This window comes from Solirubrobacter phytolaccae (assembly GCF_027587195.1).
Classification (GTDB): Bacteria; Actinomycetota; Thermoleophilia; order Solirubrobacterales; family Solirubrobacteraceae; genus Solirubrobacter; species Solirubrobacter phytolaccae.
This window is the reverse complement of record NZ_JAPDDP010000002.1, coordinates 11,678-31,866: the sequence shown is the minus strand read 5'-3', so window position 1 is coordinate 31,866 and position 20,189 is coordinate 11,678. Positions and strand designations below refer to the sequence as shown.

Here is a 20,189-nt window from a genome sequence, read left to right as displayed (position 1 = left end):
TAGGGACCGAGCATGGCTCCCGACTCCCTCAGCGAACAGCTCGTCAAGTACCTCACCGACGTCCACGCGATGGAGGTCCAGGCGCTCGCGCAGATGCGCAAGGCGCCGGACCTCGCGGGCGATCCCGACGTCGCCGCCGCGTTCGAGGCGCACCGCGTGGAGACCGAGCGCCACGAGGCGTTGATCCGCGAGCGCCTCGGCGCGCACGACGCCGCGCCCTCACGGGTGGAGGACCTGCTCGGCAAGCTCAGCGGCAAGGGCTTCCTGCTCTTCGCCCAGGCCAACCCGGACACGCCGGGCAAGCTGGCCACGCACGCCTACTCGTACGAGCACATGGAGCTCGCGGCGTACGACCTGCTCGAGCGGGTCGCGCAGCGGGCCGGGGACGCGGAGACCGCCGCGGTGGCGCGCGAGATCCGCGGCGAGGAGGAGGCGATGGCCGTCCGGATCGGCGGGTTCTGGGACAAGACCGTCGCCGCCTCGCTCTCCGGTCGCGACCCGGGCGAGCACATCGACGACTACCTGGCCGACGCGCACGCGCTGGAGACGCAGTCGGCGGCGCTGCTGGACCGCGGCCCGAAGCTGGCGGACACGCCCTCCCTCGCGCAGATCTTCGAGAACCACCACGCCGAGACCCAGCGCCACCTCGAGCTGCTCGAGCGCCGGCTGAGCGAGCGCGGCGGCTCGCCCTCCCGCGTCAAGGACGCGGCGCTGAAGCTCGGTGGCGTGAACTGGAGCGGCTTCTGGGCCGCGAACCCCGACACGCCCGCCAAGGTCGCGATGTTCGCCTACGCCGTCGAGCACCTCGAGATCGGCGCGTACGAGCAGCTCACGCGCACCGCGCGGCTGGCGGGCGACGGCGAGACGGCGATGGTCGCCGACACGATCCTGCCGGACGAGCGCGCCGCCGCCGAGTTCATCTTCGGGACGTTCGACAGCGTGTTGGACGCCTCACTGGGCGAGGTCGCTCAGCGCGGGTAGATGCAGAACGCGGCGTGGGAGCCGTTGACGCACACGAGCCCTTCGAGCCGGTCGCCGTCGGTGACGACGGGGATCCGGCTCAGGCCGTGCTCGTTGAACAGCTCAAGCGCCTTGTCGACCGGGTCCTCCGGTGACAGGTGCGGAAAGTCCGTGCGCACGTGCGGCTCGATCGGGCCGTCGCCCTCGGCGGGCAGCTCGTCGCGCGTGACCGCGCCCAGGAAACGCTCGCCGTCGGTGACGAGCATCAGCTTCACGGACGGGCGGGAGAACGTCTCCCGGATCTCGGCGATCGGCGTGGCCGGGCCGACGGACCGCGGCTCGAGCATCATCACGTCCTTGACGGCCGGGCCGGCGGTGTCGAACGGGATGTGAATCGTGTCGCTCACGGCTCCAGGACCACCTTACCGGTCGCGCCACGGCCGTCGATCAGCTGCAGGGCCTTCGTCGCGTCCTCCAGCGGGAACCGCGCGCCGACGACCGGCCGCACGTGCCCGGACTCGATCAGCGCGTCCAGCTTCGCGGCCACCTCGGCGATCGTCTCCGGCCGCTTGGTGATGTAGGCGCCCCAGCCCGACCCGACGACGTCGAGGTTGTTCAGCAGCAGCCGGTTGACCTTGACCTCGGGGATCGAGCCGCCGGTGAAGCCGACGACCACAAGCCGGCCGTCGGTGTTCAAGGACCGCAGGCTGTCGGTGAAGCGGTCGCCGCCGACGGGGTCGAGCACGACGTCGGCGCCGCCGAGCGCCTTCGCCTCGTCCTTCCAGGCACCGTCGGAGCGCAGCACCTTGTCCGCGCCCGCCGCGCGCGCCACGTCGGCCTTCTCGTCGCTCGACACCACCGCCAGCACGCGCGCGCCGAGCCCCTTCGCCACCTGGATCGAGGCCGTGCCGACGCCACCGGCGGCGCCGTGCACCAACACGGTCTCGCCCGCGACCAGCCGCCCACGGTTGACCAGCGAGAAGTAGGCCGTGTGGTAGTTCAGGATCAGCCCGGCGCCCTGGGCGAAGTCCAGCGCCTCGTGCAGCCGGAACGTCATCTGCGGCCGCGCCAGCGCGGTCTCGGCGAAACCGCCGAGCCAGCTCAATGCCGCCACGCGCTCACCCGCCTTGAACCCGTGCGCGTCCGCGCGCACCACGCCCGCGACCTCGCTCCCGGGCACGAACGGCAGGTCCGGCTTGAGCTGGTAGAGGCCCCGCGACTGCAGCACCTCGGGGAAGGAGACACCGGCCGCGCGGACGTCGATCACGACGCCCTCTCCGGCCGGCTCGTCGATGTCCACGAGCTGCAGCGACTCTGGGCCACCGAGCTCGACGATCTGGATCGCCCGCATACCACGGCAGCGTACGTGCCATCGTGTATCTCATGAGCGCAACCGCAGTGAATGAGCGTCTTGCCGCCCTGACGGCGGCGGGGACGTCGATCTGGCTCGACCAGCTCTCCCGCGGGCTGATCGAGACCGGCGAGCTGGCGCGGATGGTCGAGCAGGACTCGCTGCAGGGCGTGACCTCCAACCCCGCGATCTTCGAGAAGTCCATCCTCGGCTCCGCCGACTACGACGACGAGATCAAGCGTCTCGTCTCCGAAGGCAAGAGCGCCGTCGACACCTACCGCGCGCTGGCGCTGCACGACGTGCAGTCCGCGGCGGATGTCCTGCGTCCGGTCTACGACCGCACGAACGGGATCGACGGCTACGTGTCCTGGGAGGTCGACCCCGACCTCGCGCACGACACCGACGGCACGATCGCCCAGGCCCGCGAGTACTGGAACCTGGTCGACCGCCCGAACCTGATGATCAAGATCCCGGCCACCGAAGCGGGCATGCCCGCGATCGAGCAGGCGATCTACGAGGGCCTGAACGTCAACGTGACGCTGCTGTTCAGCGTCGCGGCGTACGAGCAGGTCATGGAGGCGTACATCCGCGGTCTTGAGCGGCGCCGCGAGGAGGGCAAGTCGCTGGACCGCCACTCCGTCGCGTCGTTCTTCGTCTCGCGCGTGGACACCGAAGTCGACAAGCGCCTGACGGACCTCGGCAACACCGACCTGCAGGGCCGCGCCGGCCTGGCCAACGCGCGCGCCGCGTACGCCGCCTACCAGCGCGTCTTCGAGGGCGAGCGCTTCGCGGCGCTGCGCGAGGCCGGTGCGCCGGTCCAGCGCCCGCTGTGGGCCTCGACCGGCGTCAAGAACCCGGCCTACCCGTCGACGCTGTACGTCTGGGGCCTCGTGGCGCCGAACACGGTCAACACGATGCCGATGCCGACCCTCGTGGCTGCCCGCGACGAGGGCGAGGTCACGGGTGTCACCGGCGCCGAGGACCCGACCGCCGACCTCGAGGCGCTGGCCGCCGCCGGCATCGACCTCGACGACGTCACCGCCAAGCTCCTGCGCGACGGCATCGACGCCTTCATGGTCCCGATGCAGAAGCTGCTGGACGGGATCGAGGCGAAGCGGTCCGAAGTAGCCGCGTAAGGTCGAAGCCCTCGGGCAGCTCCAGGTCGTGCGCGGCCAGGAGCGGCTCGTCGGCGAGCAGCTCGAGCGTGGGCCCGTCGGCGACGACGCGGCCCGCGCTCAGCAGCACGCTCCGCTCGCACAGGCGGGCGGCGAGCGGCAGGTCGTGGCTGACGACCAGCAGCGTGCGGTCGATCGTCTCCAGCGTCTCGATCAGCTCGCGCCGTGTGCGCGGGTCCAGGTTCGCGCTCGGCTCGTCGAGCACGAGCACCTTCGGGTCCATCGCGAGCACGGTCGCGATCGCCACCCGGCGCTTCTGGCCGAGGCTGAGCTGGTGCGGCGCGCGGTCGGCGAAGTCGCGCATCCGCACGGCGCGCAGGGCCTTTTCCACGCGCGCCTCCACGTCCGGGACGCGCTGGTTGAGCGGCCCGAACGCGACGTCCTCCCGCACGGTCGGCATGAACAGCTGGTCGTCCGGGTCCTGGAAGACGAGCCCGACGAGCGCGCGCAGCGCCTTGGCGTCGCTCGTGCCGGCGACGGTCAGCTCGCCGGTGCCCTTCAGCAGCGCGTTCAGGTGCAGCATCAGCGTCGTCTTGCCGGCGCCGTTCGGGCCGAGCACGGCCACGCGCTCGCCCTCCTGGACGCGCAGGTCCACGCCGTCGAGGCCGACGACCCCGTTCGGGTAGGCGAACCGCAGCCCGCGGGCGTCGATCATGCGACCACGCGGACGGCGAGCAGCGGGGCGAGCGCAGTGAGGAAGAGCGCGTCGGCGCGACGGAAGGCCGGCGCGTGCAGCCGCGGCATGCGCTCGTCGAAACCGCGCGCGAGCATCGCCAGGTGCACACGCTCGGCGCGCTCGTAGGTGCGCAGGAACAGCGCGGTGGCGACGCGGCCGATCGCCTGCACCTGCAACGCGTGGCGTGGCGCGTAGCCGCGGGCGGTGAGCGCGGCGCGCATGCGCTGGACCTCGTCGACGATCGTGAACAGGTAGCGGTACATGAAGGCCGCGATCAGCACGAGCAGCCGCGGCACCTTCAGCCGCTCCAGCGCGTGCAGCACGTCCGGGAAGCTCGTCGTCGCGCCGAGCAGCACCGCCGAGACCGTGCCGATCGTGGCCTTGGCGGCGACGGGCGGGAACGCGGTGCGGGCGAACAGCGCCACGAGCAGGACGGGCAGCAGGATCAGCCGTGCGCGGCGGACGATCACGCGCGGGCCGATCCGCGCGGCGGCGGCGACGAGGAGCAACGCGACCGCACACGCGGCGTGCACCGGCCACGCCGCGCTCGACACCGCGATGACCGTCACGGCCAGCAGCCCGACCAGCTTCGCCCGCGGGTCCAGCCGGTGGATGGCGCTATCGCCGACGACGCCCGACTCGCGCAGGGAGCTCATGCCAGGCGCCGGCGGCCGCGCACGAGCGCGGAGCCGACGGCGAACACGGCCAGCGTGCCCGCGAAGCCCGCGAGCCCCGTCGCGAGGCGCGCGTCGTCGAGCCCCGGGAACGCGTAGTCGCTGATCGGTCCCGACGAGGCCTGTCCGGCGACCGCGAAGCCCTTGTCCTCGGCCACGCGCTCGAGCCCGTCCGGGTGCGAGGAGGCGAACGGCGAGGCGGCGGTCGCGAGGCCGATCGCGACGGCCAGCCCCACGACCACGAACGGCCGGGCGAGCGCCGGTCGGCCGACCGGCGCGGGCTGGTTGATCAGGTCCGGGCGGGTGGCGAGCACGGCGCTCACCGCCGCGAGCGTGATCGCGGCCTCGCCGACGCCGATCAGGGCGTGCGTGCCGAGCATCGCCGGCAGCACGGTGCCGAGCGGCACGGTCCCGGAAGCGGCGAGCTCCACCGCGGTCAGCGCGGCACCGGTCATCACCGCGAGCCAGGCCCCGACGGCCGAGATCGTCACCAGCCGCTTGGGCGCGACGGCGTTGGCGGCCCGCATCAACGCGCCGACCACCAGCGCGCCCGCGACGCCCATGTTGAAGACGTTCGCGCCGAGCGCCGTGATCCCGCCGTCGGCGAACAGCAGCGCCTGCACGCCCAGCACGACCGCGAGCGTCAGGCACGCGAGCCACGGGCCGAGCAGGATCGCGGCGAGCGCGGCGCCGAGGAAGTGCCCGCTGGTGCCGCCGGCGACCGGGAAGTTGAGCATCTGGGCGGCGAAGACGAACGCGGCGGTGACGCCGAGCAGCGGCACGCGGCGCTCGTCGAGGTCGGTGTTCGCCCGCCGCAGGCCGATCGCGACCGCGGCCGCCGCCGGGACCGCGCACGCGAGCGCGACCTCGGGCGACAGGAACCCGTCAGGGATGTGCATGGCAGTACTCGCACAGGCCGACGATGGGGAAGTGCGTGAAGCGGGCGTGGTAGCCGATCGCCTTCTGGATCGCGGCGCGCGCCTCGTCCAGCCGGTGCGGCTCGATCGCCTCGTAGGCGCCGCAGCCGTCGCAGCTGACGAACTCGTACTCGTCGAGGCTGTACAGGCCGGGGCCGTGGCCGAGGTGCACGTGGCGGACGAGCCCGAGCTCCTCCAGCGTGTCCAGGTTGCGGTAGACCGAGGCGACGTCGGTGCCGTTGGCGATCTGCTCCGCGGTGCGCGGGCGACGGTCGGCGTACAGCGCCTCGAGCACGAGGCGGCGGGAGGCGGAGACGCGCAGGCCCTTCTTGCGCAGCACCTCGAGTGCCGTCTCGAGATCGGGGGCGTGCAGCGGCGGCACGTGATGGGCGAGCGTCACGGCCGCGCAGTCTAATTGCAAGTCGATCGCAATTGCGATCCGGGGTAAAGAGTGCGGCGATGGCCGACTACACGATCCTCAACGCCGACGACGCGAAGGACTACTACGCAGGGACCGACGTCCCGGGCGAGTTCCGCCGCCTGACCGACGCGCTCGGAGCCGAGCAGGTCGCCGTGACGCTGATCCGCGTCCCGCCGCACTCGGACTTCGAGCAGGGCACCGGGCACTACCACGACGAGATCGAGGAGATCTACCTCGTCACCCGCGGGACGCTGACGTTCCGGGCGGGAGACGACGTGCACGCGGTGACCGCGCCCGCCGCGGTCCGCGTCGCGCCCACGACGCCGCGCTCGCACCGCAACGAGGGCGACGAGCCGGTCGAGATCTGGGCGATCTCCAAGCAGCTCGGGCGACAGGACTCGACCAAGATCGACGACTTCTGGGAGGCGTCTGACGGCGCGGCGCAGAAAAGGGGGTAGTGGACCCGTACGAGGCGCTCGGCATCGACCCGTCGTTCGACGGTGACCTGCGCGCGCTGCGCAACCGGCTCGTCAAGCAGTACTCCGAGGCGGGCGCGACGCCTGACGAGGAGCGCATGAAGGCGATCAACGTGGCCTACGAGTCGTTGCGCGATGGGCACGTGGCGCGGGTCGTGCCCGCCTCGCGGGTGGTGTTCCGGGGCGGGCCGGGTTCGTCCTTCGTGCTCGACGGGCGGCGGTTCGTGCTCGCCCGGCCGCCCCGTGAGCCCGCGGCGATCGCGGCGCCGGTGCTCGCCGCGGGGCTGGTGGTGCTGGTGTTCGGCTGGGTCGGGCTCGCGGTCGGCGGGGCCGTCTGGGTGCTCTGGCGTCAGCTCACCAGGAGGTGGTGAACGACCATCCCCGCGGCGTTCGAGCCCGCGGCGATCGCGTTCGCCACCGACGGCATGACCGCCGCGATGTCGCCCGCCGCGAACACGCCGGGCGCGGTGGTGGCGAAGCCCTCGACCTGGAGTCCGTCCTCGGCGATGTGCCCGGGAGCGGCGGCCTGCGCTCCCAGCTTCGCCGCGAGGTCCGACCGCTGGTGCAGGCGCGTGGCCATCATCAGGCCGCCGCACGGGACGACCGTGCCGTCGTGCAGGACGAGCTCGCCGTCGCGCAGTTCCCTCGGCGTCTCCGTGACGAGCGTGACGTCGTCGCTCCAGCCCTTGAGCATGCGGACGCGGTCCGGGCCGAACTCGCCCGGGTCGAGCACGACCAGCGGTTGCTCGCGCACCTCCCAGCCGTGGCAGAACGGGCAGTGGAACGCGGTGTCGCCCCAGCGCTCCTTCGCGCCCGGGAAGTCCGGGTAGCGGTAGTCCATGCCCGTCGCGAGGATGACGGTCTGAGCCGTTTCCGTGGAGCCGTCGTGGAGGGTCAGCGTGTAGCCGGGCGCGCCGTCGATCACCTCCCCGGTGCGGAACTCGACGCTCGGATACTGCTCGAGCTCCTTCCGGCCGTCCGCGTAGAAGTCCTCCGGCGCACGGCCGTCCTGCCCGAGCAGGCCGCCGATGCCGTGGGCGACCCGGTTGCTCGGCTCGCCCTTGTCGATGATCAGCGTGCGCCGGCGCGCACGGCCGAGGACGAGCGCCGCGCTCAGCCCCGCGGCCCCGCCGCCGACGATGATGCATTCCCAAGTCATTGCTTTCGAGAATGAAGCGGGTTGCGTGATGCGTCAAGATGTTTTGCCATGACGGCAAACGAGGCGGTGGACGCGCGGGTCCGGCGGCGGCTGCGTGAGCTGCGCGCCGAGCGCGGGCTGACGCTGGCGCAGGTCGCGGAGCGCGCCCACATCGACATCTCGACGTTGAGTCGGCTGGAGGCGGGCAAGCGGCGGCTCGCGCTGGACCACCTGCCGGCGCTGGCGGCCGCGCTGGGCGTGTCCGCCGACGAGCTGGTCGGCGCCGCTCCCGCGCCCGATCCGCGTGTGCGGGCCAAGCCGGTGAAGATGGGCCGGATGACGGCCTGGCCGCTCACGAACCGCGGCGCGGCGGGCGGGCTGCAGGCCTGGAAGCTGCTCGTGCCGGCGGGGAGCGAGGACCCGCCGGACGAGCTGCCCGTGCACGAGGGGCACGACTGGATCTACGTGCTGAGCGGCCGGCTCCGGCTGATCCTCGGCGAGAAGGACCTCGTGATCGAGCCGGGGGAGGCCGTGGAGTTCTCCACCTGGACGCCGCACTGGTTCGGCGCGGTGGACGGGCCGGTCGAGCTGATCGGCATCTTCGGCCCGCAGGGCCAGCGGCTACACCTGCACGACTAAGACGGGGCGTTCGCGTGTCGGCAGGCTCGCGGTGAGCAGGCGCGGCCAGCCCGTGTGCGCGACGGGTCGGCCGTCGATCACCAGCGTGCCCGCGACGCGCAGCGGGCCGAGGCCGCGCACGCGCTCGATCGCGTTGCCCGTGAGCAGCGCGCGAAGCTGGCCGGGCGTCTCGTCGGATCGCCACGGCCACTCGTACGCGCGGCGCGAGGGCGTGGTCAGCAGCGTCCGGTTCCAGCCGTCGCCGACGTGCAGCCACAGCGTGGCGCCGCCCATGAGCTGCACGGTCGCGGACACGGCGCCGTCCTCGTCGGTCTCCGCCGACGCGTCGGACACGACCGCATGGCCGGCGAGCTCGGCCACGAGGGGGCGGGGGTTCGGGGGGGGGGGCGCGCGCACCGCCGCGCCGCTCCCGCACCACCGGCGCCCCCCCGCGGGGGGCGCCCGCCGGGCTGCGCGTGTGCCTAGTCGTCGCCCCCCGCGGGCGTGCAGGTCTTGTAGGTGCGGGTGTCGAGCAGCACCGTCTTCTTCCCGACGACGGCGTTGATCTTGACCTTGACCGTGCCCGGGCCCTTCATGCCCACGAGGCTGATCTTCGCGGCGCGGGCCGTCTTCTTGAGGCGGTTGACGCGCTTGCCCTCGACGAGCACCTCGATCGCGGTGGCCTTGATGCGGGCCGGGACCTTGAACGTGATGTCGATCGTGCGGCGGCTGATGCACCAGGTCGGCTTGGCCGGCGGCGTGTCGTCGACGACCGGGGCGTCATCGGTGGGGGTCGGCGGGGTCGCCGGCGTGTCCTCGCCACCCGTGCCGGTGGTCGGCGGCGCGGGCGGCGCCTTGACGGTCCAGCTGGTGGTCGCAACGGTGCCGACGACGCCGGTGCCGCTGATCTGGCGGATCTTGAGGCTGTGCGCGCCGACGGCGAGGCCGGTCACGTTGACGGGGCTCGAGCAGGCGGTCCAGGTGCCGTTGTCGAGCGAGCACTCGGCGGTCGTGCCGTTGGCGGGCGTGAAGGTCACCGTGGCGTTCGTCGACTCGGAGTCGGCGGGCGTGGAGACGTTGCCCGGCGCGGCCGGGACGGCGCTGTCGATCACCCAGGTGTAGCTGTCGGCCAGCGTGCCCGCGTTGCCGGCGGCGTCCGTCTGCTTGACGGCGAACGTGTGGCTGCCGTCGGTGAGGCCGGCGAGGTTGATCGGGCTGCTGCACGTGGTGAAAGGGGAACCGTCGAACGAGCAGCGGAACGTCGCGCCGGCCTCACCCGTGAAGGTGAAGTTGGCGGTGTTGGCGCTCGTGCTGACGGCCGGCTTGCTGCCGATCGTCGGCGCGCCCGGAGCGGTGCCGTCGACGGTCCAGGTGCGGGTCGTGGCCGGGCCGGCGACGCCGGCGGAGTTGAGGGCGCGCACGCTGAACGTGTGCGAGCCGTCGGCGAGGCCGGTGAGGCTGCGCGAGTTGTTGCACGCGCTCCACGCGCCGCTGTCGAGCTGGCACTCGTATGCGACCGAGAGGTTGGCGTTGCCGGGCGCGTAGGTGAAGGCCGGGGTCGCGGTGCGGGCCTGCACCGTGGTGCCCTCGGCGGGCGCGCCGCTCGTGATGACCGGGGCCGCCGGGGCGGGGGGAGCGGTGAAGTACCACTGGACCGTGTACGTCTTCGTCGCGCCCGCGGCAAGCGTGTCGTCCCATTCGACGGCCATGCCCGAGTCCTGCAGGGTCGGGTCGATGGTGTCGGAGAGGTAGCCGTACGACGAGTCGCTGGACGTCTCGTAGAACTGCGAGTTCATGCCGCTGTAGAAGTGCGACCACGGCTTGGAGGCCTGCTCGACCAAGTACGCGACCGAGCCGTCGGACGCGACGCTGCCGATCATCCGGTTCGGCTGTGAGCCGGAGCTCGTGCCCGTGCCGTTGTCGTTGCCGTTCACGTACAGGTCGGCACCTTCGAACACCTGCATGTTCACCGAGGAGCCGGCGGAGTTGTGGATCGCCCACGCGGCGGTCAGGCGTGTCGTGCCGCTCACGTGCGTGACGGTCTGCGTGATGTCGAGGTCCGCCGTCGCGCGGAACCGGCTCGTGATCACGAACGGGTCGCCCGCCGTGCCCGTGCCGGTCTTCACCGGCGCCGACAGCTGCGTGAACGGCTGGTTGTCCATCGTGTACGGCTGCGGCGAGTACAGGCCGCTCGGCGTGTTCAGCGAGAAGTACGCGGCCGTCTGGTCGTTCATGGAGGTCGTGTCGACACCCCAGAACAGCGGCTCGCTGGCGTTCGTGAAGCCGGCTTGGATGGCGCCGTCGGTGCCGGAAGCACCGGACACGCCGATCGTCAGCGCGCTGCCCGAAGCGGTCACACCGCCCGTGGCGAGGTTGGTGGGGATCGTGGCGTGCGCGGTCGCGGGAGCGACGGCGAGCGCGGCGATCATCGGTAGGGCCAAGCGGCGCACGGCGCGCGGCACGGCGATTCGATTGAGCAAGAGGTTTCCTTTTCCCAGCACCCACCTCCTTTGGTGAGCGTTCCTACTCCGGGCTGTCGACCGCGGCGGTGCCACCTTCGAGGGCGGACGTCATGCCCGAGACCGCTGGTCCTCCGATTGGAGGAGGAAGTCTGTTCGATCGACGGATGCCAACTTCTTCGCCGGCTGGGCTCGCGATTCAGACAGCGGCCGGACCGACCGGGCGTGGCGCAGCAGCCACGTGCGGATGTGGCGAAAGATGATCAGCGCGACCAGGACGAGCGCGGTGCCCGCGAGTGCGAGCGAGTAGAAGCCGATGCCGGCGGCCATGCCGATCGCGGCCGAGATCCACACTGCGGCTGCGGTCGTGAGCCCTCGCACGGCCATGCCCTGGTGGATGATCGCGCCGGCCCCGAGAAAGCCGACGCCGGTCACCACCTGCGCGGCGATCCGCGTCGGGTCGATCGGCGCGCCGGGCTGCGCGAAGTCGGAGAAGCCGTAGGCCGAGATCAGCGTGAAGACCGCCGCGCCCATGCCCACGAGCACGTGCGTACGCACCCCGGCGGGCTGGTCGCGCGTCTCACGCTCAAGGCCGATCGCGCCGCACAGGACCACCACCAACGCGAGCCGCAGGGTGATGTCGAGGAGCGAGATCGTGTTCATACGTCTCACTCTGGGACGCGCGCGCAAAGGCCACGTGACGATCGCGCCCGCCGGCATACAGATCTCGTCAAGGCGCTGAGCGGAGGGGGTGGGATTCGAACCCACGGTCCGCTTTCACGGACTCTGGTTTTCAAGACCAGCGCGATCGACCACTCTGCCACCCCTCCGAACCCCTCTAGCGTACGCCCAACTTTCGGAGGGCATCGCCGCTCCGTCTGCTTGAGTGAGCGCCCAGATGCCCTTGAACGGACTGTTCGGCACCGGTCGTCGGCGTCACGTGGGCCGGCTGCGGTCCGGTGGTGACGTCGCGATCGACCTCGGCACGGCCAACACGGTCGTGTACGTGCGTGGGCGCGGAATCGTCCTGTCAGAGCCATCCGTGGTCGCGATCGACCAGCGCACCGGCGAGGTGCACGCGGTCGGCGCGGACGCCCAGCGGATGATCGGACGCACGCCCGCGACCATCTCGGCCGACCGTCCGCTGCGTCACGGGGTGATCGCCGACTTCGAGGTCACGGAGGCGATGCTCCGCCAGTTCGTGGGAAAGGTCTTGCATTCGCGCTTCGCCCGCCCGCGCATGGTCATCTGCGCGCCGTCGGGCATCACGGAGGTCGAGCGGCGCGCGGTCGAAGAGGCGTCGCTGTCGTCCGGTGCGCGTGAGGTCCACCTGATCGAGGAGTCCCTCGCCGCGGCGATCGGCGCGGGCGTGGACATCGCCGAGCCCAAGGGCCGGATGGTCGTCGACATCGGCGGTGGAACGAGCGAGGTCGCGATCATCTCGCTCGGCGGCCTCGTGGTCGCGAAGTCGCTGCGGGTCGGCGGCTACGACCTCGACGACGCGATCACCAACCACATCCGCCTCGAGCACCGGATGGCGATCGGCTCGCAGTCCGCCGAGGCGATCAAGCTGGCTGCCGGCAGCGCCATTCCGCTTCGCGAGGAGATCAAGACGTCGATCCGTGGGCGCGATCTTGCGTCCGGCCTCCCGCGCGAGATCGTGCTCACGTCGGAGGAGGTCCGCCAAGCGATCGCCTCGCCGCTCGCTGACATCATGGCCGCGATCCACGCGACCCTGGAGGAGACGCCGCCCGAGCTGGCGGCGGACATCACCACGGAAGGCGTGCTGCTGGCCGGCGGAGGCTCGCTCCTGCGCGGCTTCGACGACCGCGTGGCGCGCGAGACGGGCATGCCCGTCCGGGTGGCGGACGACCCGCTGGCGTGCGTCGCGACGGGTGCCGGAATGTCGCTTGACGAACTGGATGCGATGCCCCGCGGACGTCGCAATCGCGCGAGCTGACGCTCGGCCCTCTACACTCCGCGGACCGGGACAGGTGGCCGAGTGGCTGAAGGCACTCGCCTGCTAAGCGAGTATGGGGTTTATAGCTCCATCGCGGGTTCGAATCCCGCCCTGTCCGTCGGCCAACGCCCCGCTCAGTGCGGGGCGTTTCTGTTTCTAGGCGGGGCAGCTGGCCGCGACCAGCGCCTGCGCCTGGGAGCGCGCGGTCCGGGCCTTGGCACGAAGCTGAACGGCTTTCCGGTAGCGCTGCTTGGCGAGCTTCGCCTGGCGCTCCAGGCGCGTTCGTCTAACCCCGTCCGCGCGCTTGGCGAGCCGCTCGTACCGCTTGGCGGCGGTGCGGAAGCGCGTCACATAGGTCTGCGCGAGCGTCGCGGCCTGGTTCGCCTGCTCGAGCGCGACCCGCGCGGGCGGGCACGGGTCCGGGGCCGGAGGGGGCACGGGTGCGGCGTCGGCCGCGCGGACGTTGAACAGCACCGGCCCGGTGAGCGCGTACGGCGTCTTGCTCCGCTCGGAGTCCTGCAGGTAGGCGCAGATCGTGTACGACCCGGGAGCAGCCACTTGGTGGCCGCCGGTCTCGGTGCCGGTCGGACCCGTGATCTCCGTCCAGATCGCGTCCTCGCCCGTTCCGCCCTCGGTCCCGTACTTGAAGTCGGCGTAGAAGTTCGCAGCGCAGCCGGCGCCCGTCGGCTTGACGGTGACGCCGACGAACGGTGACCCGTTCGACGCGGACGCCCAGGTCGCGGTGATCGGGAACTCGACGCCGACCACCGGGTCCGGTGCCACAGCGACGGAGATCGCGTCGGCGTGCGCGGACGCGGCGGGTAGCAAGAGTGACGCGAACGCGAGCAGCGGGGCGGCCAATCGGAACATGCAGACCTTGTTCCCCGGCGCCCCCGCTTCAACCCTGTTCGGTGAGGCCGGGGTAGAGGCTGTCCACGACCTGTCGCGGCCAGTCGGGGCCCGGTCTTCCCCGCTCGTAGAAGCGCATGAAGAAGCTGCCGAGGACGGCGTCGGCGGCGAGGTCGGCGTCCAAGCCTCGTTTGAGCTCTCCGGTCTCGACCCCCTTGCGAAGGATGCGCCGGAAGCGCTCGACCGCGGGGATGATCATCTGGCGGCGCGCGAGCTCGAGGATCTCCGGATGCGTCTGCGCCTCCACCAGCACGGTCGCCGTGACCGTCGGGTCGATCCGCTGCCGGACCGCCTCCAGCGTGGCGATCAGATCCGTCCTGGCGCTGCCCGTGTCCGGGTCGGAGGCGTCCGCGTTCAGCCGACCGATCGCCGCCAGCGCCAGCTGCGCCGGCGTCGCGTAGCGCCGGTACACGGTCGTCTTGGCCACGCCCGCCGCGGCGGCCACGCCCGGCACCGTCATCCGCTGCAGCCCGCCCTCGAGGAACATCGCCGTCGCCGCCGCCACGATCGCGGCGTCGACCTCCGGGTCGAGCGGGCGTCCCCGCTTTGGTGTGGCTGGCACCACTTGCACGCTATTCGGTCATTCCGATACCTTGCGTTTCGAAACGCAGCGTAGCGAAAGGATTCGAATGTACCCGCGAACGATCGACAACTGGCACGGCGAGCGCCTGACCTTCCTGGGCCGCGACGGCGACCGGCTCCTGTGCGAGTCCGTCGTCGACATCGGCGCCGGCCCGCCGATGCATATCCACCACCTTCAGACCGAGACCATGCGCGTCGAGTCGGGCCTGATGGGGGTGTCCGTGGCGGGCGAGGACGACCGCGTCCTGCGCGCCGGCGAGATGATCTCGTTCGCGCCGGGTGTCGAGCACCGCTTCTGGAACGCGGGCGACGAACCCTTGCGCCTTGCCGGCGAGGTCTTCCCGGCGCTGAACTTCGAGTACTTCCTGGGCGCGGTGTACGAGTCCGCGCGCGGTCACGGCGGCCGCCCCGGTCCGTGGGACGCCGCGTTCCTGCTCACCCGCTACCGCTCCGAGTTCGCTTTGACGGCGATTCCGGCGCCTGTGCGCCGCTTCGTGTTGCCGATTCAGGCCTTCCTCGGCCGCCTCTTCGGCCGCTACGAGCGCTACTCCGACGCCCCCGACCCCGTGCGCCCGGCTGCGGACGCTAAACTCCTCCGCCGCAGCGCGACCAGCGCCCGTAGCTCAGCTGGATAGAGCGTCGGTCTACGGAACCGAAGGTCAGAGGTTCGAATCCTCTCGGGCGCGCTGAACTGAAAGCCTCGCGAAAGCGGGGCTTTCGTCGTTCTACGAGAGGCCAGCCCTCGAGCAAGAGGTCAGAAGGTCGTCGACGTGGCCGTGCGCGTCCGCGATGGCTTCGTCGAGATATCGCTCGTCCAGCGTCTCGAACTCAGCGGCGCGCATCGGGCCGAGATGCTCGGTGTCGCGGAAGTCGGTACGCAGGGCTTCGATCGCGCGGTTGTCGACGTCAGTGTGCTGCTGTGCGTGCTGCGCCAAACGCTGGGCGATGTCCGTTTTACCTTCGGGCCAGCGGCGGAGGACGTAGACGAGGTCGAACGCGTCCTTGGGCTCAGCTCGATCGTGGAAGGCGAGCGCCTTGAGCACCGTGTAGGCGCCGGGACCACACACCGGCACCGTCCGCCTCGCGCGTTCGCCCTTGAGCGTCAGTCCACTGAGCTCCACGGGGATTCGCTCGTCGGCGGTCAGCTCGATCCCCGGGATCATAAAAGCGCCGAAGTCGCCTTCGAGCGGCTGGACCTTTGCGACGGCTGGTCCGTCCTCGAGCGGGGCCGAAGCCCTCGCGACGCAGTCGCTCGCTGATCTCGGCGTACGCCTTGTTGTCGAGGAGGGCGATCTTCAGGCCGAGGTCGAGGTCCGTCGTCCCGGGGTGGCCGGCGCCGGTGTCGGTCTCGGCTCCGAGGCGCTGGTCGATCAGCAAGTTCGGGACGAGGCCGCCGACGATGCAGATGTCGTCCAGCCGTGGCTCGCCGAGGGTGACCGCGACGGTCAGGCAGGTGGCTCGGACCAGCTCGAGGTCGGCCGGCGTGTAGCCGGCGCGCGTGCGCGGCTTGGGCTCGTTCACTCCGGCCACAGGAGTCGCTGTTCGCGCAGGTGCTCCGCAGCTTCTGATGCTCGCTCGGGCAGCGCGCGGAGGTCCAGGTAGGCCTGAACCGGTGACACGATCGGCACACCGTCGATCTCACGCCGGAACGCCATGACGGCCGCGTCGTTCGGGCCGACGAGCTGGACGTTGGCGCCGCGCTCGTTGCGCCGGATCTCCAGACGATCCGCTGCGTCGCGTGGATCGCCGTCGACGTAGATCGTGCTTATCCGAAACGTCGCGAACCGGTCTAGAAGCCAGGCGGCCGGAAGGCCGGTCGCGGCGTGGGCAATGCCGAGCTCGCGCAATCGCTGGCTGAGGTCTCGGGTGAGCTCGATGCCGGAGCCGGACGCGTGGCCGACGATGACGTCGTGGGCGTCGAAGCGATACGCGTCGGTCCAGGCGTCGAGCAAAGTGTCGGGATCGGCGGGGCGAAGCGTGTGCCCATCTCGCTCCAGCAGCTGCTCCTGATCGAGCCGCCGAACGGTCCGCGACACGCTTCCGTCATCCAGCCCCGTGACCTCGGCGAGGCCCTTCTGGCGCCACCAGCGCCGTGGGTCCTGGAGGAGCGCGCGGGTAATCCGGGCGCTCTTCGGCGCGAAGGGAGATGACGGTCGCCCCGGCGTCTTGAAGACACTCGGCCGGCCCTCGCGCGAGAGGTACAGGTTCTCGGCACGGATGCTCGCGTTCCCGGCAAGGTCCAGCCAGTTGATGTTCCGCTCGGCCGCGGTCCGCGCGCCCGCGGGGGTCATGTAGGGGACCACGAGCACCGGGATCGCATCGGGTGCGGCTGCCAGCCGCTCGCTCGCGCTGGTCACCGCGCCGGGGCCACCGCTGTTCTTCACCTGGAAGGCCCAGACGCGATCGCGGTCGTCTCGGGCGACGACATCCACGCCGCCGTCGGGCGCGTGCTCGAAGCGACTTACCGGCTCGTCGAGGAGATCCGCCAACAGCTCCGGAATGCGACGCGCGGCCTCGCGTTCGAATGCGAGACCTGAGCTCTTGGCGAAATGATCTACCTGCGACATTGCTGCAGGTATGCATTATACGCAGGAACTACACGGCGCAGCGGAAGCCGACGTGGCTCATGCCCGTGTCGATCATCTGCGGTCGGCGGGCGGCCGGGCGGTAGCGCAGGCAGTAGGTGTCGGCACAGAGGAACGAGCCGCCCTTGACGACTTTGCGCGGGACGGCGAACTGGGGCTGGCCGGGGTCGAGGCTCGCGTCCTGCGAGCCGCCGTACCAGTCGCTGGTCCACTCCCAGACGTTGCCGGCCATGTCGAAGAGGCCGAAAGCGTTGGGCGAGAAGGAGCCGACCGGCGCGGTGGTGCCGTAGCCGGGCTCTGGGCGCCAGGGGAAGTCGCCGTGCCAGTAGTTCGCGCGGCGCTCGCCGGCAAGCTCGGGCTCGTCGCCCCAGGTGTAGGCGGCGCCGTCGAGGCCTCCGCGGGCGGCGCACTCCCACTCGGCCTCGGTCGGCAACCGCAGTCCCGCCCACGACGCGTACGCATCCGCGTCCTCGTAGGCCACGTGCACGACGGGGTGGTCGGACAGGCCGTCGAGCGACGACGTCGGGCCGAGAGGATGCCGCCAGGACGCGCCCGGCGTCCAGGCCCACCACTGGCTGAGGTGGCGGAGGTCCACCGGGCCGGGCGCGCCGACGAACACCATCGAGCCCGGCTGCAGGTTCTCGACCGGAGCACCCGGGAAGTCGGAGGGGTCGAGCGGGCGCTCGGCCACGGTCAGGTAGCCGGTCGCCGCCACGAACGCGGCGTACTCGCGGTTCGTGACGGCATGCGCGGCAATCGAGAACGCACCCACGGTCACCGCACGCGCGGGCGCCTCGTCGGGGTAGTGGACGTCCGAGCCCATCCGGAACGTCGTCGCGGAGATCGGCTTCACGCGAAGACGCGGGTCCAGTCGTCGCGCATGCTGATCGTGGTCCAGCCGAAGCGCTCGGCCGTCGTCGCGATCGGCTCGGCGTCGGGGTTGGTCAGCGCCTCGCCGCCGTACTTGTACTCGCGCGCCTCGTCGTCGTGATCCACGACCAGGCACAGCGACGGGAGCGGCCCGGTGTGCGCGTACTCGAGCATCTCGCGGTCGCCCGCGCTGTTGCCGATCGCCACGAGCGGCCGGCGGCCGATGCGGGCGTGGATGTTGACCACCTTCGGCGGACCCTCGTTCGGGGAACCGGCGAGCTTCGCGGTCCGCGACAGCACCACCTGGCCGTCGCGGCGCGTGAACTCGACCTCCACGGCGGAGCCGACGACGTCGTCCGGCTGCACGCCGTAGAGCTGCCGCGCGACCGGGCGCACGAAGTCGACCCCGCCGCCGGTCACGATGAACACGCGGAACCCGTGCTCGCGCAGCAGGTCGAGCAGCTCGAGCATCGGCGCGTAGACGAGCCCGGTGAACCCCGAGCCGAAGCGCGGGTGGCGGAAGTCCGCGAGCCAGTGCGCGACGGCGACGTCGAACTCCTCGGTGGTCAGGTCCGCGTGCGTGTTCATCAGCACCCGCACGACCTCGCCCATCCCGTGCGAAGCCGCCCCCGCGAGGTCGTTGGCGAGCAACGCCTGCACCACGGGGCTGCTCGCCAGCTCGGGGTCCGCCGCCGCCTGCTCGTGCAGGCGCGCGAGCAGGAAGAACGCCTGGATGTACGCGGGCTTCTCACACCACAGCGTGCCGTCGTTGTCGACGACCGCCACACGGTCGGCTGCGTCGACGTCCGCGATCCCGTCCAGGTAGGCGAGGATCGCGGAGCGTGCGGCGCCGTCGTTCCAGGAGGCGAGGCTCATCGCCCGGACGTGATGACCGACTCGAGCTTCTCCACGACCTGGTCGATCGTGAAGCTGGCGGCCTTCTGGCGTGGCGGGAACTCCGTGAACGTCTGCAGGAACTGCGCGACCAGCTGGGTGGCCGCGAGGAGCAGGTAGTCGTTGTCGAAGAGCCAGTCGTAGTAGGTGTTCGAGGTGATGTCGGCGCGCTCGAACGGGTCCGTGCGCAGGTTGTAGAGCTTGGGCACGCGCAGATTCACGAACGGCTCCGCCCACACCTGCAGCGTGCCGGGACAGCGCTGCTCCATGAAGACGACCTTCCAGTTGTCGAACCGGAGCGCGAGCACGTCGCCGTCGTCGGAGAAGTAGACGACCCCCTTGCGCGGGGAGTGCTCGGCCGCGCCGGTCAGGTACGGCAGCAGGTCGTAGCCGTCGATGTGGACCTTGAAGGTCGTGTCGCCGATCGTGTGGCCGGCCTTGAGCTTGTCCGCGACCCCGGGATCGCCGGCGGCGGACAGGAACGTCGGCAGCCAGTCGTGGTGCTGGACGATCTCGTTCGAGACGACGCCGGCGGCGATCTTGCCGGGCCAGCGGATTAGCTCGGGAATGCGGAACGCGCCCTCCCAGTTGGTGTTCTTCTCGCTCCGGAACGGCGTCATGCCCGCGTCGGGCCACGTGTTCATGTGCGGCCCGTTGTCGGTGCTGTAGACGACGATCGTGTTGTCGGCCAGGCCGAGCTCGTCGAGCTGGTCCAGCAACGCGCCGACGACCTGGTCGTGGTCGATCATCGTGTCGTGGTACGGCGACTGCCAGCGCCCCGCCTGGCCGAGGCTCTCCGGCTTCGTGTGCGTCCGGAAGTGCATGTGGGTCGTGTTGAACCAGACGAAGAACGGCGCGCCGTCCGCGGCTTGGCGGCCGATGAAGTCCTGGGCGACCTCGAGCACCTCGTCGTCGATCGTCTCCATCCGCTTCTTGGTGAGCGGCCCGGTGTCCTCGATGCGCTGACGGCCGACGCGGCCGAAGCGCGCGTCCTCGGTCGCGTCGTCGTCCTCGGTCGCCCACGAGTGGATGACGCCACGCGGGCGGAAGCGCCGGTTGAACTCGGGGAACTCCTCCTTCGACGGCCAGTTCGCCGCCTCGGGCTCCTCCTCCGCGTTGAGGTGGTAGAGGTTGCCGAAGAACTCGTCGAACCCGTGCGCGGTCGGCAGGAACTTGTTCAGGTCGCCGAGGTGGTTCTTGCCGAACTGCCCGGTCGCGTAGCCCAGCGGCTTGAGCAGCTCCGCGATCGTCACGTCCTCCGCCTGCAGGCCGACGTCGACGCCGGGCATCCCGACCTTGCTCAGCCCCGTCCGGTACACGCTCTGCCCGGTGATGAAGGACGAGCGCCCGGCGGTGCAGCTCTGCTCGCCATAGGAGTCGGTGAATCGCATCCCCTCGTCCGCGATCCGGTCGATGTTGGGCGTGCGGTAACCCATCAGCCCGTCGCTGTAGCAACTGAGGTTCGTGATCCCGATGTCGTCGCCCCAGATCACGAGGATGTTCGGCTTGTCTTCGGCCATCGCC

General features: G+C 71.1%; 24 protein-coding genes and 3 tRNA genes. 9 read left to right on the top strand and 18 right to left on the bottom strand.

From position 1 onward, the window contains the following. Positions 1–12 precede the first annotated feature (12 nt). Positions 13–981: a YciE/YciF ferroxidase family protein gene (locus OJ997_RS01090; RefSeq protein ID WP_270023141.1), complete on the top strand. Its 969-nt coding sequence runs from the start codon at positions 13–15 to the stop codon at positions 979–981. On the opposite strand, the gene OJ997_RS01085 is transcribed toward OJ997_RS01090, so the two are convergent. Then, positions 969–1,367: a CBS domain-containing protein gene (locus OJ997_RS01085; RefSeq protein ID WP_270023140.1), complete on the bottom strand. Its 399-nt coding sequence runs from the start codon at positions 1,365–1,367 to the stop codon at positions 969–971. The two genes, OJ997_RS01090 and OJ997_RS01085, sit on opposite strands and share 13 nt — an antisense overlap. Further along, the gene (locus OJ997_RS01080) at positions 1,364–2,311 is read right to left on the bottom strand and encodes an NADPH:quinone oxidoreductase family protein (RefSeq protein WP_270023139.1); all 948 of its coding nucleotides are present in this window, start codon (positions 2,309–2,311) and stop codon (positions 1,364–1,366) included. Before OJ997_RS01080 ends, OJ997_RS01085 begins: the two co-directional genes overlap by 4 nt. 32 nt (positions 2,312–2,343) lie before the next feature. Between OJ997_RS01080 and tal the strand changes: the two genes are divergently transcribed. Then, the gene (gene tal, locus OJ997_RS01075) at positions 2,344–3,447 is read left to right on the top strand and encodes a transaldolase (RefSeq protein WP_270023138.1); all 1,104 of its coding nucleotides are present in this window, start codon (positions 2,344–2,346) and stop codon (positions 3,445–3,447) included. Here the strand turns inward: tal and OJ997_RS01070 are convergent. The 4 genes from OJ997_RS01070 to OJ997_RS01055 are packed head-to-tail and all read right to left on the bottom strand — an operon-like array spanning position 3,383 to position 6,153. Then, positions 3,383–4,141: an energy-coupling factor ABC transporter ATP-binding protein gene (locus OJ997_RS01070; RefSeq protein WP_270023137.1), complete on the bottom strand. Its 759-nt coding sequence runs from the start codon at positions 4,139–4,141 to the stop codon at positions 3,383–3,385. The genes tal and OJ997_RS01070 overlap by 65 nt on opposite strands. After that, entirely contained in the window at positions 4,138–4,818 is a 681-nt protein-coding gene (locus OJ997_RS01065; protein ID WP_270023136.1) for an energy-coupling factor transporter transmembrane component T family protein, read from the bottom strand. Before OJ997_RS01065 ends, OJ997_RS01070 begins: the two co-directional genes overlap by 4 nt. Then, positions 4,815–5,735 carry an energy-coupling factor ABC transporter permease gene (locus OJ997_RS01060; RefSeq protein WP_270023135.1) on the bottom strand — a complete coding sequence of 307 codons (921 nt, stop codon included), beginning with the start codon at positions 5,733–5,735 and terminating at the stop codon, positions 4,815–4,817. Before OJ997_RS01060 ends, OJ997_RS01065 begins: the two co-directional genes overlap by 4 nt. Beyond that, positions 5,722–6,153 (bottom strand): Fur family transcriptional regulator, encoded by a 432-nt coding sequence (locus OJ997_RS01055; RefSeq protein ID WP_270023134.1) that lies wholly within the window; start codon positions 6,151–6,153, stop codon positions 5,722–5,724. The genes OJ997_RS01060 and OJ997_RS01055 overlap by 14 nt, the downstream gene beginning before the upstream one ends. Before the next feature lie 59 nt (positions 6,154–6,212). Between OJ997_RS01055 and OJ997_RS01050 the strand changes: the two genes are divergently transcribed. Next, positions 6,213–6,632 carry a cupin domain-containing protein gene (locus OJ997_RS01050; RefSeq protein ID WP_270023133.1) on the top strand — a complete coding sequence of 140 codons (420 nt, stop codon included), beginning with the start codon at positions 6,213–6,215 and terminating at the stop codon, positions 6,630–6,632. Next, on the top strand, positions 6,632–7,021 hold the full coding sequence (locus OJ997_RS01045; RefSeq protein WP_270023132.1) for a J domain-containing protein: 390 nt from the start codon (positions 6,632–6,634) through the stop codon (positions 7,019–7,021). Before OJ997_RS01050 ends, OJ997_RS01045 begins: the two co-directional genes overlap by 1 nt. On the opposite strand, the gene OJ997_RS01040 is transcribed toward OJ997_RS01045, so the two are convergent. Next, a complete protein-coding gene (locus OJ997_RS01040; RefSeq protein WP_270023131.1) occupies positions 7,000–7,809 on the bottom strand; it encodes an NAD(P)/FAD-dependent oxidoreductase in 810 nt (269 codons plus the stop codon). The two genes, OJ997_RS01045 and OJ997_RS01040, sit on opposite strands and share 22 nt — an antisense overlap. 48 nt (positions 7,810–7,857) lie before the next feature. Between OJ997_RS01040 and OJ997_RS01035 the strand changes: the two genes are divergently transcribed. Continuing rightward, the gene (locus tag OJ997_RS01035; RefSeq protein ID WP_270023130.1) at positions 7,858–8,427 is read left to right on the top strand and encodes a helix-turn-helix domain-containing protein; all 570 of its coding nucleotides are present in this window, start codon (positions 7,858–7,860) and stop codon (positions 8,425–8,427) included. Here the strand turns inward: OJ997_RS01035 and OJ997_RS01030 are convergent. From OJ997_RS01030 to OJ997_RS01015, 4 genes are all read right to left on the bottom strand, one after another. Next, a complete protein-coding gene (locus OJ997_RS01030) occupies positions 8,410–8,787 on the bottom strand; it encodes a hypothetical protein (protein ID WP_270023129.1) in 378 nt (125 codons plus the stop codon). The two genes, OJ997_RS01035 and OJ997_RS01030, sit on opposite strands and share 18 nt — an antisense overlap. A gap of 101 nt (positions 8,788–8,888) precedes the next feature. Continuing rightward, positions 8,889–10,847, bottom strand: a complete 1,959-nt coding sequence (locus OJ997_RS01025; RefSeq protein WP_270023128.1) for a hypothetical protein — start codon at positions 10,845–10,847, stop codon at positions 8,889–8,891. A 129-nt stretch (positions 10,848–10,976) separates the two neighbouring features. After that, positions 10,977–11,585 (bottom strand): MgtC/SapB family protein, encoded by a 609-nt coding sequence (locus OJ997_RS01020; RefSeq protein ID WP_270023127.1) that lies wholly within the window; start codon positions 11,583–11,585, stop codon positions 10,977–10,979. A 23-nt stretch (positions 11,586–11,608) separates the two neighbouring features. Beyond that, positions 11,609–11,695, bottom strand: a tRNA-Ser gene (locus OJ997_RS01015). 68 nt (positions 11,696–11,763) lie between these two features. On the opposite strand from OJ997_RS01015, the gene OJ997_RS01010 reads away from it, so the two are divergent. Continuing rightward, positions 11,764–12,825 (top strand): rod shape-determining protein, encoded by a 1,062-nt coding sequence (locus tag OJ997_RS01010; RefSeq protein WP_270023126.1) that lies wholly within the window; start codon positions 11,764–11,766, stop codon positions 12,823–12,825. Between the two features lie 28 nt (positions 12,826–12,853). Next, positions 12,854–12,943, top strand: a tRNA-Ser gene (locus tag OJ997_RS01005). Between the two features lie 38 nt (positions 12,944–12,981). On the opposite strand, the gene OJ997_RS01000 is transcribed toward OJ997_RS01005, so the two are convergent. Continuing rightward, positions 12,982–13,695 carry a hypothetical protein gene (locus OJ997_RS01000; RefSeq protein WP_270023125.1) on the bottom strand — a complete coding sequence of 238 codons (714 nt, stop codon included), beginning with the start codon at positions 13,693–13,695 and terminating at the stop codon, positions 12,982–12,984. Positions 13,696–13,723: 28 nt separating this feature from the next. Beyond that, on the bottom strand, positions 13,724–14,296 hold the full coding sequence (locus tag OJ997_RS37280) for a TetR-like C-terminal domain-containing protein (protein WP_270023124.1): 573 nt from the start codon (positions 14,294–14,296) through the stop codon (positions 13,724–13,726). Between the two features lie 67 nt (positions 14,297–14,363). Between OJ997_RS37280 and OJ997_RS00990 the strand changes: the two genes are divergently transcribed. Both OJ997_RS00990 and OJ997_RS00985 read left to right on the top strand, forming a co-directional pair. Beyond that, positions 14,364–14,951 (top strand): cupin domain-containing protein, encoded by a 588-nt coding sequence (locus OJ997_RS00990; RefSeq protein WP_270023123.1) that lies wholly within the window; start codon positions 14,364–14,366, stop codon positions 14,949–14,951. Further along, positions 14,929–15,002, top strand: a tRNA-Arg gene (locus tag OJ997_RS00985). Before OJ997_RS00990 ends, OJ997_RS00985 begins: the two co-directional genes overlap by 23 nt. 39 nt (positions 15,003–15,041) lie before the next feature. Here OJ997_RS00985 and OJ997_RS00980 read toward each other — a convergent pair. The 5 genes from OJ997_RS00980 to OJ997_RS00960 all read right to left on the bottom strand — a co-directional run bounded on the left by OJ997_RS00980 (position 15,042) and on the right by OJ997_RS00960 (position 20,185). After that, on the bottom strand, positions 15,042–15,479 hold the full coding sequence (locus OJ997_RS00980; RefSeq protein ID WP_270023122.1) for a nucleotidyl transferase AbiEii/AbiGii toxin family protein: 438 nt from the start codon (positions 15,477–15,479) through the stop codon (positions 15,042–15,044). A 354-nt stretch (positions 15,480–15,833) separates the two neighbouring features. After that, positions 15,834–16,883, bottom strand: a complete 1,050-nt coding sequence (locus tag OJ997_RS00975) for a type IV toxin-antitoxin system AbiEi family antitoxin (protein WP_270023121.1) — start codon at positions 16,881–16,883, stop codon at positions 15,834–15,836. Between the two features lie 28 nt (positions 16,884–16,911). Then, complete coding sequence (locus tag OJ997_RS00970; protein ID WP_270023120.1) at positions 16,912–17,754, bottom strand: formylglycine-generating enzyme family protein; 843 nt, start codon at positions 17,752–17,754, stop codon at positions 16,912–16,914. Beyond that, positions 17,751–18,647 (bottom strand): HAD family hydrolase, encoded by an 897-nt coding sequence (locus tag OJ997_RS00965; RefSeq protein ID WP_270023119.1) that lies wholly within the window; start codon positions 18,645–18,647, stop codon positions 17,751–17,753. The genes OJ997_RS00970 and OJ997_RS00965 overlap by 4 nt, the downstream gene beginning before the upstream one ends. After that, positions 18,644–20,185, bottom strand: a complete 1,542-nt coding sequence (locus OJ997_RS00960) for an arylsulfatase (RefSeq protein ID WP_270023118.1) — start codon at positions 20,183–20,185, stop codon at positions 18,644–18,646. Before OJ997_RS00960 ends, OJ997_RS00965 begins: the two co-directional genes overlap by 4 nt. Positions 20,186–20,189 lie beyond the last annotated feature (4 nt).

Bases quoted from the DNA above. Each gene is read 5' to 3' on its own strand.
- OJ997_RS01090 (WP_270023141.1), top strand. From the start codon at position 13: ATGGCTCCCGACTCCCTCAGCGAACAGCTCGTCAAGTACCTCACCGAC.
- OJ997_RS01080 (WP_270023139.1), bottom strand. From the start codon at position 2,311: ATGCGGGCGATCCAGATCGTCGAGCTCGGTGGCCCAGAGTCGCTGCAG.
- tal (WP_270023138.1), top strand. From the start codon at position 2,344: ATGAGCGCAACCGCAGTGAATGAGCGTCTTGCCGCCCTGACGGCGGCG.
- OJ997_RS01070 (WP_270023137.1), bottom strand. From the start codon at position 4,141: ATGATCGACGCCCGCGGGCTGCGGTTCGCCTACCCGAACGGGGTCGTC.
- OJ997_RS01065 (WP_270023136.1), bottom strand. From the start codon at position 4,818: ATGAGCTCCCTGCGCGAGTCGGGCGTCGTCGGCGATAGCGCCATCCAC.
- OJ997_RS01060 (WP_270023135.1), bottom strand. From the start codon at position 5,735: ATGCACATCCCTGACGGGTTCCTGTCGCCCGAGGTCGCGCTCGCGTGC.
- OJ997_RS01050 (WP_270023133.1), top strand. From the start codon at position 6,213: ATGGCCGACTACACGATCCTCAACGCCGACGACGCGAAGGACTACTAC.
- OJ997_RS01040 (WP_270023131.1), bottom strand. From the start codon at position 7,809: ATGACTTGGGAATGCATCATCGTCGGCGGCGGGGCCGCGGGGCTGAGC.
- OJ997_RS01035 (WP_270023130.1), top strand. From the start codon at position 7,858: ATGACGGCAAACGAGGCGGTGGACGCGCGGGTCCGGCGGCGGCTGCGT.
- OJ997_RS01020 (WP_270023127.1), bottom strand. From the start codon at position 11,585: ATGCCGGCGGGCGCGATCGTCACGTGGCCTTTGCGCGCGCGTCCCAGA.
- OJ997_RS01010 (WP_270023126.1), top strand. From the start codon at position 11,764: ATGCCCTTGAACGGACTGTTCGGCACCGGTCGTCGGCGTCACGTGGGC.
- OJ997_RS01000 (WP_270023125.1), bottom strand. From the start codon at position 13,695: ATGTTCCGATTGGCCGCCCCGCTGCTCGCGTTCGCGTCACTCTTGCTA.
- OJ997_RS00990 (WP_270023123.1), top strand. From the start codon at position 14,364: ATGTACCCGCGAACGATCGACAACTGGCACGGCGAGCGCCTGACCTTC.
- OJ997_RS00980 (WP_270023122.1), bottom strand. From the start codon at position 15,479: ATGATCCCGGGGATCGAGCTGACCGCCGACGAGCGAATCCCCGTGGAG.
- OJ997_RS00975 (WP_270023121.1), bottom strand. From the start codon at position 16,883: ATGTCGCAGGTAGATCATTTCGCCAAGAGCTCAGGTCTCGCATTCGAA.
- OJ997_RS00965 (WP_270023119.1), bottom strand. From the start codon at position 18,647: ATGAGCCTCGCCTCCTGGAACGACGGCGCCGCACGCTCCGCGATCCTC.
- OJ997_RS00960 (WP_270023118.1), bottom strand. From the start codon at position 20,185: ATGGCCGAAGACAAGCCGAACATCCTCGTGATCTGGGGCGACGACATC.